Consider the following 15,052-nt stretch of genomic DNA (forward strand, 5'->3'; position numbering starts at 1 on the left):
GCTTTACGTTATTCGGTACATGAAACAGGTCGGCGGACCTGGCGCGCATGCATGATTGACAAGGCGGCACAGCAGCGCTGCGGCCTGCCGTGGTAGATTAGCGTCATTGGCAATCTTCATACGTCGACAGCAACAAGCCGTCCCAAGGGATTCTATGCGAGAACGGCGCGGCAAGGTGTGAATGGATGAGCACAGGCGGAGACCGAGCATCATGAGTACAGCGATTTACAGCCACCCCGACTGCCTGCGGCACGAGATGGGCGATTGGCATCCCGAGTCCCCGGCCCGCCTGCGGGCGATTGACGACCAATTGATCCTGGCGCGCCTGGATGGCCTGATCGAGCAGCGCAGTGCGCCGCTGGCCGACACCGCGCAGATCCTGCGCAACCACACGGCGGGCGCGCTGGCGCTGGTGCGCGATCATGTGCCGGCCACGCCGGGCGACTACTACCCGCTCGATGGCGATACGTCGCTCAACCAGTACAGCTACCAGGCGGCGCTGCGCGCAGCCGGCGCCGCGGTGGCGGCAACCGACGACGTCATCGCCGGCACGGTCACCAACGCCTTCTGCTCGGTGCGCCCGCCGGGCCACCACGCCACGCCGAGCGAGCCGATGGGCTTCTGCCTCTTTAACAACGTGGCCATCGCCGCGCGCCACGCGCTCGAGGCGCATGGGCTGAAGCGCGTGGCGATCATCGACTTCGATGTCCATCACGGCAACGGCACGGCCGACGCGTTTCGTGACGATCCGCGCGTGCTGATGGCGAGCTTCTTCCAGCATCCGTTCTTTCCCTACACCGAGCCCGAACCGATTACCGCCACCTGCGTGAACGTGCCGGTGCCGGCGCGCTGCGAGGGCGACACCGTGCGCCAGCTGGTGCAGGACCAGTGGCTGCCGGCGCTGCATGCCTTCAAGCCGCAAATGATTTTTGTATCGGCCGGCTTCGATGGCCATCGCGACGACGATATGGGCGGCATCGGGCTGGTCGAGGCGGACTATGCGTGGATCACGCGGCAGGTGCTGGCGGTGGCCAACGAATACGCCGGCGGGCGGATCGTCAGCTGTCTCGAAGGCGGCTACGAGCTGTCGTCGCTGGCGCGCAGCGTCGTGGCGCACCTGAAGGTGCTGGCCGATCTCGAATAGTCGGGAACCGCGGCGGCATTCTGCTCTCTAACGTAGCACCGGCACGCGCCGGGCAGCGAGGAGACCAGCATGAGCGAGGAGACCAGCATGAAACACCGCCGCATCCCGTACGCCCTCTACATCTTCTGCACCCTGTGCCTGCTGCTGGCCAGCACCGTGGCGGGCGCCACCAACTACACGCTCTGGATCAACGGTCGCAGCGGCGGCGGCGCGCCTGGCAACTACAGCGACTTTCGCTACTGGGGCCCGGCCGCTACCCCTGCCGGCATCAACAAGCAGGCAGTCAACTGGGATGGCCGCAGCAGCATTGCCTCGCAAAGCGGACGCGTGCGCGATGCGCTCGACTGCTTCTGCACAGGCCAGAACTGGTGCTATGTCGCCGCCTACAGCGCGGGCGACCTGCTGCTCGGGTACACGCTGGCCAATTACGGCGGTTCGGCGCGCGCCGTGACGAACGCCAGCGCGAACGCCAGCGGTGTATGCGCCGCCAGCGGCGGCGTGCAGACCGGCTGGAACCTCAAATGGGTGCGCGTTGCGGCTGGCGCGGCGGGCGGCTCCGAGCTCGCCAACGCCGGCGCCTGGACCACCTCCGAGCCGCTCGTGCAAGACCTCAAGACCAGCACCGCGCGCGCCATGTACAACCACAACGACACCCGCAACGTCTGGTTCTATCGCTACGCGGGCGCGCGTGGTACCGCGTACTCGTTCGTGCTGCCAGGCCAGGATGACGAGGTCGTGGCCTACCACAGCAGCGGCGGCGTGGCCGGCAATGCAGGCCGTTCGCTGTGTAATCCGGGTGACTGGCTGTGCGACGATTTGCGCCTGGGCACCGCGCCGAACCAGGGCGGCAGTGTCAAGTGGAGCTGGCACTCGGTCGTGTTCCGCGACGACGGTGAACGCTTCAACCACTATGGCGACGGCAACTGGGCCGGCATCATCGGAGTCATGCGTGACGCGATGGTCGATACGGCCAACTAGGCGCCGCCTCGTTTGGCTGGCACTGTTTGTCGCCGGTGCGCTCATGGTTGGACTGTTCTGGCGCGAGGACGATCCGGCGCTGCCACTTGCAGCGTCGGCGCCGCCGGCTGGGTTGCATTTTCTCGGGCCCGTGCCGGTCATGACCCCCGCCTGCGGCGACCGTACCGTGCGTCGCCGTCAGCTTGCCGGGCAGGTTCGATTGACGCAGCACACCTATTGCAGCTACCTCCAGCACACCCGCTACCCGCATGCATCGCGTCCGGCCGCGCAGCATCCCGACCAGCTGTATCCGAACCAGCCTGTGCGCGAATCGAACCCGATGCGCATCGATGGCGGGGACAGCGATCCGGGCGTCCTGGTGCAGACCGCGCAGTCGCGCGTCTACCTGGCGGCGGGCGAGACGGTCGAGTTTTCGCTGCGCGCTGTCGACGCACACGGCGCCGCGCTGCCGCTGGTGGTCACGCGTGCGCTGGTCCAGGGCATGGGCGCCACGGGCAGTCGCCCCGCGCCCCGTGTAACGCCGGCGTTTTCGCAGGATGATGACGGCCACTGGCGCGCCACGTTCGCGCCGCAGGCGGGCGCACTGGCCGGCTTTCACGGCACCATCCGCAGCGAAGTGCGCTTCAGCGTCAATGGCCGTGCGGGTGTCGTGTTGTTCGATGTGATTTATTCGCACGAGCTGCCTGCCATCTGGACGGGCGTACCGCGTGAAGCGATCGGCCCGGACGCCCTTGAGTTCACGCTGCCGCTCGATGTGCGCCTGGCTGGCCGCTACGTGGTCAGCGGCCGCATCGACGATGCGCTGGGCCGCCCGTTTGCGCTGGCGAGCTTCAACGAACTATTGGGGCAGGGGATGCAGTCGGTCGCGTTGCGCGTGCACGGCAAGCTGCTGCACGACGCCGATCCTGCGCCGCCATTGCCGCTCGTGCTGCGCGATGTCGAAGGCTATCTGCTGCGTGAGAACGCGGATCCGGATCGGCTGCTGCTGGCGCGCCGTGAGGGCCCCGTGCTGGTGAGCCGCACGCTGTCGCTGGCCGGCGTGCCCGATCACGTATGGCAGAGCGAGGAACGGAGCCGCTACCTGGCCGAGTATGCGAAAGACCGCGCGGCGGCGCGCGAGCGCTTGGCGGCGTTCGATCCGGCGGCCACCTTGCCGCCTTTTGAGTGCAGCGAGCCAGCGCCGGTTCAGTAAGGCACCAGCGGCAACTCGACCAGCGCGGACACCGCGATGGCGCAGCACAGCAAGCCGACGCCATACCAGCGCACCATCGATCGTTTCAGTCTTTCCCGTGCGCGCATATGTCGTCTCCGCTGCGTCCCGCCACCATGCGTGGCCAAGGGCCAGTGTGCACGCCGAATATGTCAACAGTGTTGCAACGGCTCAACGTCATGTGCAAGAGAAAGACCAGCTGTGGCGGGTTCGCGACGCCCGCGCGCGCCACCAGCGTAAAATAGCACCTTGAACGAAAGATAAAGAAAGCAACAGCATGTCGATACAATGGTTCCCGGGCCACATGAACGCGGCCAAGAAGGAAGCGGCCGAGCAGATGGAGAACATCGATCTGGTGATCGAAGTCCTCGATGCACGCCTGCCCGAGGCGAGCTGCAACCCACTGGTGGATCAGCTGCGCAAGTTCCGCCAGCGTCCCAGCCTCAAGATCCTGAACAAGATCGACCTGGCCGATCCGGTCGCCACCGCCGCCTGGAAAGCCTATTACGATGCGCAGGAAGGTGTGACCGCCTACCCGATGACGACCAAGAAGCCGGCCGACGTCGCCCGTATCCCCGATCTGGCCTTGTCGCTGGCGCCGCACCGCGGCGTGCCGACCAAGCCGCTGCGTATCATGATCATGGGCATTCCCAACGTCGGCAAATCGACGTTGATGAACGCGCTGCTGAAAAAACGCGTGGCCAAGGTGGGCGACGAGCCGGCCGTGACCAAGGTCCAGCAGCGCCTGTACCTGAACAAGAACGTGGTCCTGGTCGACACGCCCGGCATGCTGTGGCCAAAGATCGCCATGGCCACCGATGGCCTGATGCTGGCGGCAAGCCATGCCATTGGCACCAATGCGCTGGTCGAAGAAGAAGTGGCCGAATACCTGGGCGAGCTGCTGCTGCAGCGCTACCCGCACCTGCTCACCGCGCGCTATGGCCTGAAAACGGAGGGCATGGATGGTGTCGGCGTCATCGAAGGCGTGGCGATGCGCCGGGGCTTCCGTGTACGCGGCGGCGAGTACGACTACGAAAAGGCAGCACACTCGCTGCTGCAGGATTACCGCCAGGGCGCCCTGGGCCGCATCAGCCTGGAAACGCCGGATTCGCGCGCAGCCAGCCTGGCCCTGCACGCGGCCGAAGTGGCCGAGAAAGCCCGCCTGGCCGCCGAGAAGCTCGCTGCCAAGCTCGAAGAGCAGTCGCGCGGCAAGCGCGGCAGCTGACCCGCCAGGGCGCGTGCCGACACGGTATAATCGCGCCGTTTTGGTGCTCTCGCGCGCATTCCAGCGCGCGAAGTTAAACGGGAAACACGACAGGGCTGCGCCGCGCGCCGTCCTGGAAGTGTGCTGCCCCCGCAACGGTCAACAAGCGCCGCGTCCGCACATCCTGCGCCGCGGCAGACAATCTCGATAACCACTGTCCGCACGACAGGAAGGTGAGGGCGTCCGCTTGCCAGCCCGGATACCGGCCAGGACAGGTGGAAGCGCAAGGCGCTTCCTTCGACGCCAGGCTGCGGGGACGCAGCGGGGCGCCCTTTACCGAGAACACACTCATCATGACTTTTGCAGCTCCCGCGCGCCGCGCGCCCCTCGTTGTGGCGTGCGCCTTCGCCGTGTCCACCTTCTCCACCATCGCCACCGCACAGGAAACGCTGGCGCCGGTCGTCGTCACCGCCGCCCGCTTCCCGGCCACCGCCACGCCAATCGGCGCCACCGTGATCACCGCTGACCAGATCCGCAGCGCCGGCGTGGCCGACGTCAACGCGGCCATCCGCAAGATCGGCGGCGTCTTCGGTCGCCAGAGCCTGGACGGCTCGCCCGACTTCAGCCTGGACCTGCGCGGCTTCGGCACCAACAGCGCGCAAAACGTGGTCGTGATGGTCGACGGCGTGCGCCTGAATGAAAATGAACTGGCCAGCACGGTGCTTTCGAGCATCCCGGTCGACACGGTCGAGCGCATCGAGATCACGCGCGGCGGCAGCAGCGTGCTGTACGGCGACGGCGCCACCGGCGGCGTGATCCAGATCTTCACCCGCCGTCCGCAAGGCAGCGGCACGCGCGGCACCCTGTTCGTGGAAGGCGGGCGCTTCGACGCGCTCGACCTGCGCGCTTCGATCGCGCATGGCGCCGGCCCGTGGTCGTTCGACGCCGCCGTGGCCGACCGCCGCACCGACAACTACCGCGACAACAACAAGTACGAGCAGACGAGCTTCAGCGGCGGCGTGCAATATGCGTACGCCTCGAACGGCCGCGCTGGACTGCGTTTCGAGAGCTCGCGCTCGGACTCGCGCCTGCCGGGTTCGCTGAACGAGGCACAGTTCCAGGCCAACCCGACCCAAAGCAACACGCCGGATGATTTCGGCTCGCTCGACACCGACCGTGTCAGCGCGTTCGTCGAACACCGCATCGGCGCCATCGAACTGGCGGCCGAACTGTCGCACCGCGAGCGCGATGTCGCTTCGACATATGTGTTCTCGGGCTTCCCATCGGCCTTGCGCTACCAGTCCGAGCAGACCCAGTTCTCGCCACGTCTGCGCCACACGGCCACGCTTGGCGACAAGCGCAATGAATTCGTCACCGGGATCGACCTGACCCGCTGGGACCGCCAAGTGACGTCGAGCTTCTCGGCTGGCGACGCCAAACAGGCGTCCAAGGCGATCTACGTGCGCGACGAACTGACCTGGAACGCGCCGCACAATGCGCGCCTGGCCGTTGGCGCGCGCCATGAACGTTTCGACAAGGACTACGCCGACCCGCTCGCGTTCACCGCCCCGGAAGACACCGAGCAGTCGGTCAATGCGTTCACGGTCGAAGGCAGCTTCGACGTCGCGCGTGAAGTGACCGTGTTCGCCAAGGCCGGCCGTAGTTACCGCATCGCCAACATCGACGAAAACTCGTACCGCGCCACGACGGACGTGCTGGCGCCGCAAACCTCGCGCGACCTCGAACTGGGCGTCGCCTTCGGCAACGACGCGCGCAAGGCCACAGCGCGCGTGTTCCGTCACCGCCTGACGAACGAAATCTTCTTCGATCCGACGCTGGCCAGCGGCTTTGGCATCAACACCAATCTCGACCCGACCCGTCGCCAGGGTGTCGAAGTCGAAGGGCAGGCGGTGCTGGCGAACAACCTGCGCCTGACCGGCGCTTGGCAGTACGTGCAGTCCGAGTTCCGTGATGGCCCGAACGCCGGCCGCGAGATGGTGCTGGTGCCGAAACACGTCGTGACGACGCGCCTGGCCTGGACGCCGGGCAATGGCCAGAGCGCTGATGTCGGCGCGCAGTGGGTGGCCAGCCAGCGTTTCGGTGACGACTTCGCCAACAGTTGTGACGCCCGCGTGCCGTCGTACACGACGGTCGACGCCCGCTATGCGCGCCGCTTCGGCGCATGGGAAGCGTCGGTATCGGGCCTGAACCTGCTCGATCGCCAGCACTACAGTTATGCGTTCAGCTGCCGCGCCGGGATTTATCCGAGCGATGGCCGCCAGCTGAAGGTGTCGCTGCGCTACGACTTCTGATCCATGTTCTGCCGGGCGCGGACGGCTGATGTATTTGCATGCATGTTTCAGCGGTAAGCAAATGCAATAAATCGCGCCCTGCAGACAGGGAAAGGGCAAAAAGTGGTAATCTCGCGATCGTTCGCTCAATCATATATGTGGAAGGATGTTATGCGCACTCTGCGTTTTGCCCTCGTTGCTGCCGCCCTGGTTGCCGGTTTCGCCAATGCTTCGCCGACTGATCCACGCGTCGGTTCCGAATACACCGTGCTGGCCGCGCCGCAGCCGACCCAGACCGTCGGCAAGAAGGTCGAAGTCGTCGAATTCTTCGCCTACCACTGCGGCGCCTGCAATGCGTTCGAGCCGACGCTCAATGCATGGATCAAGAAGCAGGGCGACAACATCGTGATGCGCCGCATCCCGCTGCCATTCCAGGGCCCAAGCGACCCGGAAGCACGCCTGTTCCTGACGCTCGACGCCATGGGCAAGCTGGAGCAGTACCATGACCGCGTGTTCCGCGCCGTGCACGTCGAGCGCAAGCGCCTGATGAAGGATGAGGACATCATCGCCTGGGCAACCTCGAACGGGCTGGACAAGGCCAAGTTCATGGAAGCCTGGAACTCGTTCGGCGTGCAGACCAAGCTCAAGCGTCTGCCGGCTGTTGCCGAAGCGTACAAAGCAAGCAGCACGCCGACCGTCGTCATCGATGGTAAATACGTCGTGTCGCCGGCTACCGTGGCACAATCGAACAAGATCCAGGACATGGGCCAGCTGATGACGGCTACTGGCCAGGTTCTCGATGCACTGGTAACGAAAGCAGCCCAGACCAAATGACCAACGACGTCGAACGCGATATCCTCAAGATCTATGAAGGGTCACGGCCCAAAGAGGAAGAGCTGTTTGAGACCAGCCGCGTGAACCATGTCGCGTGGTCGCTGGCGGCGATCTTCGCCCTGGTGGCCATCTGGCTGGCCATCGCGCTGGTCAATGCCGAAAACCAGCGTCATGCGCTGGCGACGAACAAGTGCCCCGACATGGTCTTCAAGTCGGGTGTCGACAAGGCCTGTCTCGTCACGGTCAATTCGCGCGATCACTGGTGGCAGCATCTATGGCATGCGGTGACGAATGTGCGCCCGCTGCCGAGTAATGTCGGGCAGTAAAGGTTGTTGGTAGCAAGTTGAACGGCGTCCGATGGACGCCGTTTTTCATGGCTCAGTCAGTGTTATCTGTTGATGACACTGATAGCAATGCAAAGCAATTGCTCCGGCAAAATAACTCGCTTTCCATCCAGCGCCCAGCGCCAGCCCAGGTAATTGGTCAGGTAGCGCGACGCCACGCCGCGAAAGCCCTGTAGCCAGGCCTTGAAGCGCTGGTGGTAGGCGTTCACGTTCTGCACATGAATGGCAAGGCTGCCCAGACGCCTTGCACGCACACCGGCGCGCAGGTTGACCGCTTCGTGCGCGATCCTGTGCTTGCGTGCAAAGGCGCGGTAAGCGCGATGGCCGTCACTGACCAGCAAGGCCTGCCTGTTGAGCCTGGGTAGCAAGTCACGCTCGAGTTGCGCAGTCTTGAGCGCACCGCGCCCAGTGACGGCGTCGATGGTGCGCCCTTCGCGGTCGCGCGCGACCAGAATGCAATCGAGTTCACCGGAAATGCCCCGTTTGGCAGCATGGCCGCCACGGTGGCGCGGTGGCCGATCGAGTGTGCGCGAACCTTTTTGTGACTCAAGCAGAAATGTTTCGTCAGCCTCGACGATGCCATTCAGGCGCGCGGGCCGGTCGAGCTTGACCCAATGCAGGAAGCGGTGGCGCCAGCGAAAGGCGGTGTTGCGGTGTACGCCGACCCGGTCTGCGGCCTTGCGCACGGGCAGTGAATCGAGCAGCACCTGCGAATACGCGAGCCACTTGGCTTTGTGCCTGAGCCGCGCCAGCGGCGTGCCGGTGAGGTCGTTAAAGGTGCGGCCGCAGGCGCAGCAACGATAGCGCTGCAAGTCGTTGGCGAAACCATGCCGATAGCAGTGCTCGTTGCCGCATCTGGGGCAGCAGCGGCCTGGCGCTCTGACCTCAGTGATGAGCGCAACCACCTGGTCGAGCCCGGCGGCAGGATGCAGGGCATCCAGCACTTGCCGGCGCTGCGGCTGGTTCAGCGAAGGCAGTTTTGCGAACCAGCCCTTGAAATGTGGCGCTTTCATGATCGACTCCTGACGCTGGGGACAGGCGTTGGACTACTGGACTACTCGTCAGTTCAAAGCTAGTCTCTATTTAACGTTGACTGCGCCTTTTTCATGGCATGCCCATAAGATCGGAGCACGTGTGACACCAATAGGTAAATGTCCGATGCGATTGACACGACGGTGCGACAGGTTATTTATGGCAATCATGCTGCTGGCAAGCATGTCGCCGGTGCTGGCATTTCCGCCACCGCCGGACAAACCACCCTTGCTGCGCCAGGCCAGCATGACGGTCACCGTGACATTGATCGAGGCAGCCAACGGGCAAGTCTTCAGGATCACCGAGCTTTGCAAGGTCAGCGGCAAAATTCCCGTGTATGCCGACGGCGGCGCTGCTGCTTCCTGGCACCTTGCGCAGATTCACGGCTGTCACATGCTAAAAAAGGGCAAAAAGCTGCCTGTCGCGGTATCAGGCGTCATGGCAGTGTCGAAAAAGACCGGCACGTATGCCCGCGCCTATGTGCAAGTCGTCCCGCCCGATGCGGTCCCTCTGTGCCCCGACCTGTGCGGGCCACAACCGCTGGCTGATTCCGACGCCGAGATACGCGTCTCCGGTTCGCCCAAGTCATTGAAGTTCAAGTTGGACGTGAACCCTGTGTCGCTGCTGAACGCGAAGCCAACGGTCTGGCTCGACGCCGAGGTGGAGATGGTCGACGCAGTCAGGTAGCCTGGTGTGATGGCGCTTTATTATTCCACCGGCGATACCGCGGGCATGGTCCGGGCGCTGGCACTCCAGCGCCGCAGCGCCACCGAGGCGCACGCCGCCAGAATGCCCCCGACGACCAGCACCAGTCGCGTGTCGATCAGCGTCAGGACGGCGCCCAATAGCGCCATCAGGATATTGGCCAGGCAGAAAATGGTCGACAGCAGCGCCATGACCGAACCCTGGCCGTACTCCGCGAACGTATCGGCCGACCAGGTTTGCAACGCCGTGTTGTAGAACGCATGCGGCACGCCGAACAGGACGATGCCGGCGATCCCAATCCACAAATTGCCAAAGCCCACGCACAGGATGGCCGTGGCGCCCACCGCTGCATACCAGCCGGCGCGCAGGCGGCCTTCGACGAGGCTGGCATGGCCGGCGAACAACGCGGCAGTGGTCATCAACGCGCACATGCCCATGTTCACCAGCGAAATCTGGCGCGCATCGTAGCCGCCGACATCGACCAGCCATAACGGGAAGTATTCGTACAGCGACGCGACGCCGCAGCAATAGCCCAGATGGATGATGAACAGCGTGCGCAGCGGCCCGTGGCGCAGCAGCGTCAGCGCATGGCGTTCACGCGCCACGCTCCACCAGCGCAGGCCGTGCGTGGCCGGTGGCGTCGCCGGGATCGTCAGGAACACGCCGAGCGTACCCAGCAGCAGCGCGACCGCGGCGATGCCGAACGGGACTTCTGCGCCATAGGCCATCGTGAAACCGCCCAGCAGCGGCCCGACGAGCCAGCCCAGATTAAAGGCACCATTGAGCCAGGACAGCGCGTGATTGCGCAGCGGCCCCTTGACGCGTTCGATCACGAGGGCGCGCATGACGGCGCCATTGCCTTCGAGCAGGCCGGTGAAGAAGCGCGCTGCGAGGAACAGCAGATACGATTCCATGACCATCGCGGCGGCCGTGAGCAGGTGGCCGAGCGCCGCGCCCACGGTCGTCAGCAGCAGCGCGCGGCGCCGGCCGAAGCCGTCTGACAGTGGCCCCAGCACCGCGCTGCCGATCAGCAGGCCCAGCGGATTGATCATCAGCGCAATACCCAGCAACAGCTTGGGCGGCAAGCCAAGGAAGCTGTTCAGGCCGTGGATGCTGCCGTCGGCAAACAGCGGCGCCAGCATCGGGTAGGGCAGGGATGCGCCGACGGTCGACAGCAAGGCCAGCGCGCACAGGGTCGTGATGAGGAAGCGTTCGTTCATGCGGGAGCCTCGATGGACAGCGGCAGCCGCATGACGAAGCGCGCGCCGCCAAGACCGGACGTCGCCACCTCCAGCGTCCCGCCGTGCAACAGCACCGCCTTGCGCGCGATCGACAAGCCGAGGCCGAAGCCGCCGGTGGCGCGGTCGCGGCTGCGGTCGAGCCGGTAGAACGGCTCGAACACCTTGTCGCGCTCGGCGTCGGGGATGCCGGGGCCGTCGTCGTCGACGGTCATCTCGATGCCGGTTGGTCCCCGTGTGGCCGACAGCACGACCCGGCTGCTGGCATATTTCTGGGCGTTGCGCAGCAGGTTGCCGATGGCGCGCGCCAGCAGGCGGGCGTCGCCGTCGATCGTACCGAGCCCGTCCGCGAGCTGACAACTGACGTCCTGGGGCGACGGCGGCAGCGTGGCGCAGCAGTCGCGCAGCAGCGCGTCCAGATCCACCGTGGCGCCCTGCAGCGTGCCGGCGCTGTCGAGTTTGCTCATATCGAGCAGCTCTCTCACCAGGTCGTTCAGCTCGCGCACGTCGCCCTCCATCGCGGCGATGCGGCGGCGCAGGTCTGGATCGTTGGCGCGCGCGTCCAGCAATTCAAGGCCGAATTCGAGGCGCGCAAGCGGCGTACGCAATTCGTGCGAGACCGAATGCAGCAGGCTTCGCTGCGCGCCCATCAGCGCTTCGATGCGCCCGGCCATATCGTTGATGCGTTCGGCCAGCGGATAGACGATCTCGGAAGGGGCGAGCTGGGCGCGTGCCGACAGCTTGCCAGCGCCAAACTCGTCGGCCATCCGTGACAGCGATTGCAGTGCGCGCCAGTGCGAACGCGACCACAGGGCAATCGGCAGCAGCAGGGCGAGGGCGACGATGACGAAGCGCAGCAGCTCCTTCTTGAGCTCCTTGCCGATATCGATCGGCAGGTTCTGCGCATGCAGCACGTCATCGTTGCTGCCAATATAGCGCTCGCCCGCCAGGTCGACGCGCCGGTACAGGGCGCGTTCGCCGATATCCAGGACAATCGCGCCGCGATCGAGCGCCGCGCGCCGGGCGCCATCGAAGCGGGCGCGCGCGGCGGCCAGCGGCAGCAGGTCATAGCGCACCGGCGAGACTTCACGCACATTGTTCAGACGCGTGAGCCACTCGTCGCCGGGCGCTTCGTCCACATAGTGTTCGATCAGGAAAATCTGGCCCGCCGCCTGGCGCCGTGCAATGTCTTCCAGCGGATCGCCGAACAGGCGCGCAAAGGCGAAGTAGATGAGGAATGTCGCGGCCGTAATCGCCAGCATGACGACCACGAAAAACCGGAAAAATAGCCGGTTCACGGGTGCATCCCGGGTGACTGTCGGTGATGAAGCGCGGCCAAAAGCATGGTTTCTCCTGAGCCGGAGATTGTACAGCGGCAAGGGCGCAACCGTCAGCATCCACGCCGGCGCACGGGCATCGCCTTACAAATTGACGACAATTGGTGGACATCTGAAGGGTGATTCACGGCGGCGCAACGCTTACCATCAGTCGCATCATCAGGGTTTCCGTTTGCCCACTGATGCGCAAGTGTCAGTGGGTTTTTTTATTTGTGCCAGAGCGAAAGCGTCTGCGTTGCCATCATGCGATTGGGAGAGCGAAGCTTGCTCGACGTAAAATATCAGCACACGAACTCCCGGAACGCCACCACGATGAAACAGTTCTTCGCCCTGGCCCTCGCTGCAGCAAGTGGTGTTGCGAGCGCGCAGACGCCGGCCACCAACCCGATGCCCGACGGCAGCCACGATATGTATGCGGGGCTGGGTGCTGTGTCACGGGCGCGCTATGAGGGCGCGGCAAATACGAAGACCTCCGTCCTGCCAGTGCTGCAGGTGCAGTGGAGCAATGGGATATTCATTTCCGGCATGAGCGCCGGGATGCACATGTCGACCGATCCCACGCTTGAATTCGGGCCATTGATATCGCTCCACGCCAGCCGCGACGAGTCCGGCTCGGGCGGCATCGTCGATGGCGTCGGCGTGGCGACCATGATGCCGCTCGCGGCGCGCATGCGGCGCGACAACCCGCTGGCCGGCATGCCGGACGTGGATGCACGGATCGAAGGCGGCGCGTTCCTCAACTATTACCTGAATCCCGCGTGGCGTCTCACCAGCAGTGTGCTGATCGGCTCCGGTAGCGAGCGCGATGGTGCGCGCATGACGCTGGGCGTGCAGCGCCTGGCCGTGGCCATTGCGCCACAGCACACGGTCTCGTTCAATGCGGGGCTCACGCTGGTCAACCGCGACTACAACCAGAGTTATTTTGGCGTGAGCGAGAACGACGCCTGGACCAGCGACAATCCCGTGTACCGTCCTGGAGGCGGCCTGAAGGATGTGCACGTCGGCGCGCGCTGGAACTGGGCGCTCGGTCCGTCCTGGATGCTCACCACCAACGTGCAAGCGACGCGCCTGACCGGCAGCGTTCGCCATAGCCCGCTCGTCGAGCGGCCCACCAACGTGACGGTTTCGACCGCCTTCGCTTACCGCTTCTGATGATGCAACGCGTACACCTCTCCGCCTGCGTGACCCTGCTGCTGACGGCAGGCGTTGCCGTCGCGCAGGTGCGTGCCGACGAATGGGTGAGCTATCGGGACGCCTACCGCGCGATGGTGGTATTCGACAAATATGGCGGCCCCAAGCATCTGCTGCAGAATCAGCTGCAGGTACGCCCGCGTGCCAAAGGGATGCTGGAAGATGGCGCGAGCCTGCTGATCAAGGGCCGCACGCTGCAGACCAGCCTGGCACTCGATCCACTTGGCCGCACGACGCTGCCGCTGCTCAAGGCCGCCTACGACGAGAACGCCGTGCTGGCACCCAACCGGCCGCTGGGCGGCTTCACGGTGCGCCCGCGCATCTCGCTGGCGCTGCGCGCCGATGGCTCGTACGACGCGACCGAACTGCGCGCCGCCTGCGAGCAGGCGCTGGGCTTTGCCCGCCACGTCGATGCCTCGGCGCGCAGCCAGGCGTGCGTGGGCGTGCGGCTCGTGTTTCCCAAGACAAGTACCGATGCCGGCGCCCGGGTGCGGGCCGGTAGCGCCGAGACCGTCCTGCCAGTCTCGCGCGCGCCAGCGTTCACTGGCGACATCGATGACGATTTCCCGGCCGTCACCTACCGCTTCGCGCCAACAGACGCGACCCAGCTCGTCACGTACCACGCGCCGCTGGCGATCGTGCCGGTGTTCGAATAAGTAAAAAAGCGGGGGTCAGGTCTGACATTCGGACACGAGCTCGACAATCAGGTAGTCGGAACTAGCTGGTACCGGGCCATGCGAATACTGGGCAAGGGACTATAAGAAATGGCTAAGGCTGAGGCCGTGTCTGAATGTCAGACCTGACCCCAGCTTTTTACGGGTGCGTAATCGCGTTGCGGGCTGAAGCGCGGTCAATTCCAGGCCGATGGCGAAAACAGGTAGCCTTCGCCCCACACCGTCTTGATCTTTTCTGAATCGGCATCGTCGAACTTGCGGCGCAGCTTCGAGATGCAGTTGTCGATACTGCGGTCGAGGCCATCGAACTCGATCCCGCGCATCTTCTTGAGCAGGGCGTCGCGCGAGAGCACGCGGCCGGCCGCCTCGGCCAGTACCAGCAGCAATTTGTATTCGGTATTCGACAGGATGCACGGCTGACCGCGCCAGACGACGCTGCGGTCGCTCGTGACGATGCGCAGCGCGCCAAATTGCAGGATGCGCGAATCGACACCTGACTTGGCCTGGGCGCGCCGCATCAGCGCGCGCAGGCGGGCCAGCAGCACGCGCGGCTGGACCGGCTTGTTGACGAAATCGTCGGCGCCTTGCTCCAGGCCCGAGACTTCATCGTACGAATCTTCGCGCGCGGTCAGGATCAGGATCGGGACGTCCGAGTGCTCGCGGATCTGGCGGCATACCACCATGCCGTCCAGGCCCGGCAACATCAGGTCGAGGATCACGACGTCGGGCGAGAGTTCCTTGAAACGCTCGAGCGCGACGTCGCCGCGGGTGACGAGGTCAACCGCGAACTCGTAACTGGACAGGTATTCGGAGATGAGCTCGGCCAGGCGCGCATCGTCTTCCACCAACATTACACGGTGCATTCAATTT

Annotated in this window: 14 protein-coding genes and 1 riboswitch; of the genes, 10 read left to right on the forward strand and 4 right to left on the reverse strand. The window is 64.9% G+C overall.

Annotation, left to right across the window (positions count from 1 at the left end; translation table 11 throughout):
• Positions 1 to 211 precede the first annotated feature (211 nt).
• The 7 genes from IFU00_15815 to IFU00_15845 all read left to right on the forward strand — a co-directional run bounded on the left by IFU00_15815 (position 212) and on the right by IFU00_15845 (position 7,987).
• Positions 212 to 1,144, forward strand: a complete 933-nt coding sequence (locus IFU00_15815; GenBank protein ID MBD8543751.1) for a histone deacetylase family protein — start codon at positions 212 to 214, stop codon at positions 1,142 to 1,144.
• An 87-nt stretch (positions 1,145 to 1,231) separates the two neighbouring features.
• Positions 1,232 to 2,122, forward strand: coding sequence for a hypothetical protein (locus tag IFU00_15820; GenBank protein ID MBD8543752.1), 891 nt, complete (start codon positions 1,232 to 1,234; stop codon positions 2,120 to 2,122).
• A gap of 43 nt (positions 2,123 to 2,165) precedes the next feature.
• The gene (locus tag IFU00_15825) at positions 2,166 to 3,314 is read left to right on the forward strand and encodes a hypothetical protein (protein ID MBD8543753.1); all 1,149 of its coding nucleotides are present in this window, start codon (positions 2,166 to 2,168) and stop codon (positions 3,312 to 3,314) included.
• 295 nt (positions 3,315 to 3,609) lie between these two features.
• Entirely contained in the window at positions 3,610 to 4,557 is a 948-nt protein-coding gene (gene ylqF, locus IFU00_15830) for a ribosome biogenesis GTPase YlqF (protein ID MBD8543754.1), read from the forward strand.
• 24 nt (positions 4,558 to 4,581) lie between these two features.
• Positions 4,582 to 4,822, forward strand: a riboswitch (cobalamin riboswitch).
• Between the two features lie 67 nt (positions 4,823 to 4,889).
• Entirely contained in the window at positions 4,890 to 6,848 is a 1,959-nt protein-coding gene (locus tag IFU00_15835; protein ID MBD8543755.1) for a TonB-dependent receptor, read from the forward strand.
• Positions 6,849 to 6,998: 150 nt separating this feature from the next.
• Positions 6,999 to 7,661 carry a thiol:disulfide interchange protein DsbA/DsbL gene (locus tag IFU00_15840; protein ID MBD8543756.1) on the forward strand — a complete coding sequence of 221 codons (663 nt, stop codon included), beginning with the start codon at positions 6,999 to 7,001 and terminating at the stop codon, positions 7,659 to 7,661.
• Positions 7,658 to 7,987: a hypothetical protein gene (locus IFU00_15845; protein ID MBD8543757.1), complete on the forward strand. Its 330-nt coding sequence runs from the start codon at positions 7,658 to 7,660 to the stop codon at positions 7,985 to 7,987. Before IFU00_15840 ends, IFU00_15845 begins: the two co-directional genes overlap by 4 nt.
• 62 nt (positions 7,988 to 8,049) lie before the next feature.
• On the opposite strand, the gene IFU00_15850 is transcribed toward IFU00_15845, so the two are convergent.
• Positions 8,050 to 9,018 (reverse strand): IS1595 family transposase, encoded by a 969-nt coding sequence (locus tag IFU00_15850; protein ID MBD8543758.1) that lies wholly within the window; start codon positions 9,016 to 9,018, stop codon positions 8,050 to 8,052.
• 178 nt (positions 9,019 to 9,196) lie between these two features.
• Between IFU00_15850 and IFU00_15855 the strand changes: the two genes are divergently transcribed.
• Positions 9,197 to 9,724: a hypothetical protein gene (locus IFU00_15855; protein MBD8543759.1), complete on the forward strand. Its 528-nt coding sequence runs from the start codon at positions 9,197 to 9,199 to the stop codon at positions 9,722 to 9,724.
• Between the two features lie 20 nt (positions 9,725 to 9,744).
• Here the strand turns inward: IFU00_15855 and IFU00_15860 are convergent, their stop codons facing one another.
• A complete protein-coding gene (locus IFU00_15860) occupies positions 9,745 to 10,962 on the reverse strand; it encodes an MFS transporter (GenBank protein MBD8543760.1) in 1,218 nt (405 codons plus the stop codon).
• Positions 10,959 to 12,278 carry a two-component sensor histidine kinase gene (locus tag IFU00_15865; protein ID MBD8543761.1) on the reverse strand — a complete coding sequence of 440 codons (1,320 nt, stop codon included), beginning with the start codon at positions 12,276 to 12,278 and terminating at the stop codon, positions 10,959 to 10,961. Before IFU00_15865 ends, IFU00_15860 begins: the two co-directional genes overlap by 4 nt.
• Positions 12,279 to 12,629: 351 nt before the next feature.
• Here IFU00_15865 and IFU00_15870 point away from each other — a divergent pair, with 351 nt between their 5' ends.
• Together IFU00_15870 and IFU00_15875 are read left to right on the forward strand one after the other, a co-directional pair.
• The gene (locus tag IFU00_15870) at positions 12,630 to 13,469 is read left to right on the forward strand and encodes a MipA/OmpV family protein (protein MBD8543762.1); all 840 of its coding nucleotides are present in this window, start codon (positions 12,630 to 12,632) and stop codon (positions 13,467 to 13,469) included.
• The gene (locus IFU00_15875; GenBank protein ID MBD8543763.1) at positions 13,469 to 14,164 is read left to right on the forward strand and encodes a hypothetical protein; all 696 of its coding nucleotides are present in this window, start codon (positions 13,469 to 13,471) and stop codon (positions 14,162 to 14,164) included. The genes IFU00_15870 and IFU00_15875 overlap by 1 nt, the downstream gene beginning before the upstream one ends.
• A 194-nt stretch (positions 14,165 to 14,358) precedes the next feature.
• On the opposite strand, the gene IFU00_15880 is transcribed toward IFU00_15875, so the two are convergent.
• The gene (locus IFU00_15880) at positions 14,359 to 15,045 is read right to left on the reverse strand and encodes a response regulator transcription factor (protein ID MBD8543764.1); all 687 of its coding nucleotides are present in this window, start codon (positions 15,043 to 15,045) and stop codon (positions 14,359 to 14,361) included.
• Positions 15,046 to 15,052 lie beyond the last annotated feature (7 nt).

This window comes from Oxalobacteraceae sp. CFBP 8761 (genome assembly GCA_014841595.1).
In the GTDB taxonomy this organism is placed as follows: domain Bacteria; phylum Pseudomonadota; class Gammaproteobacteria; order Burkholderiales; family Burkholderiaceae_D; genus Telluria.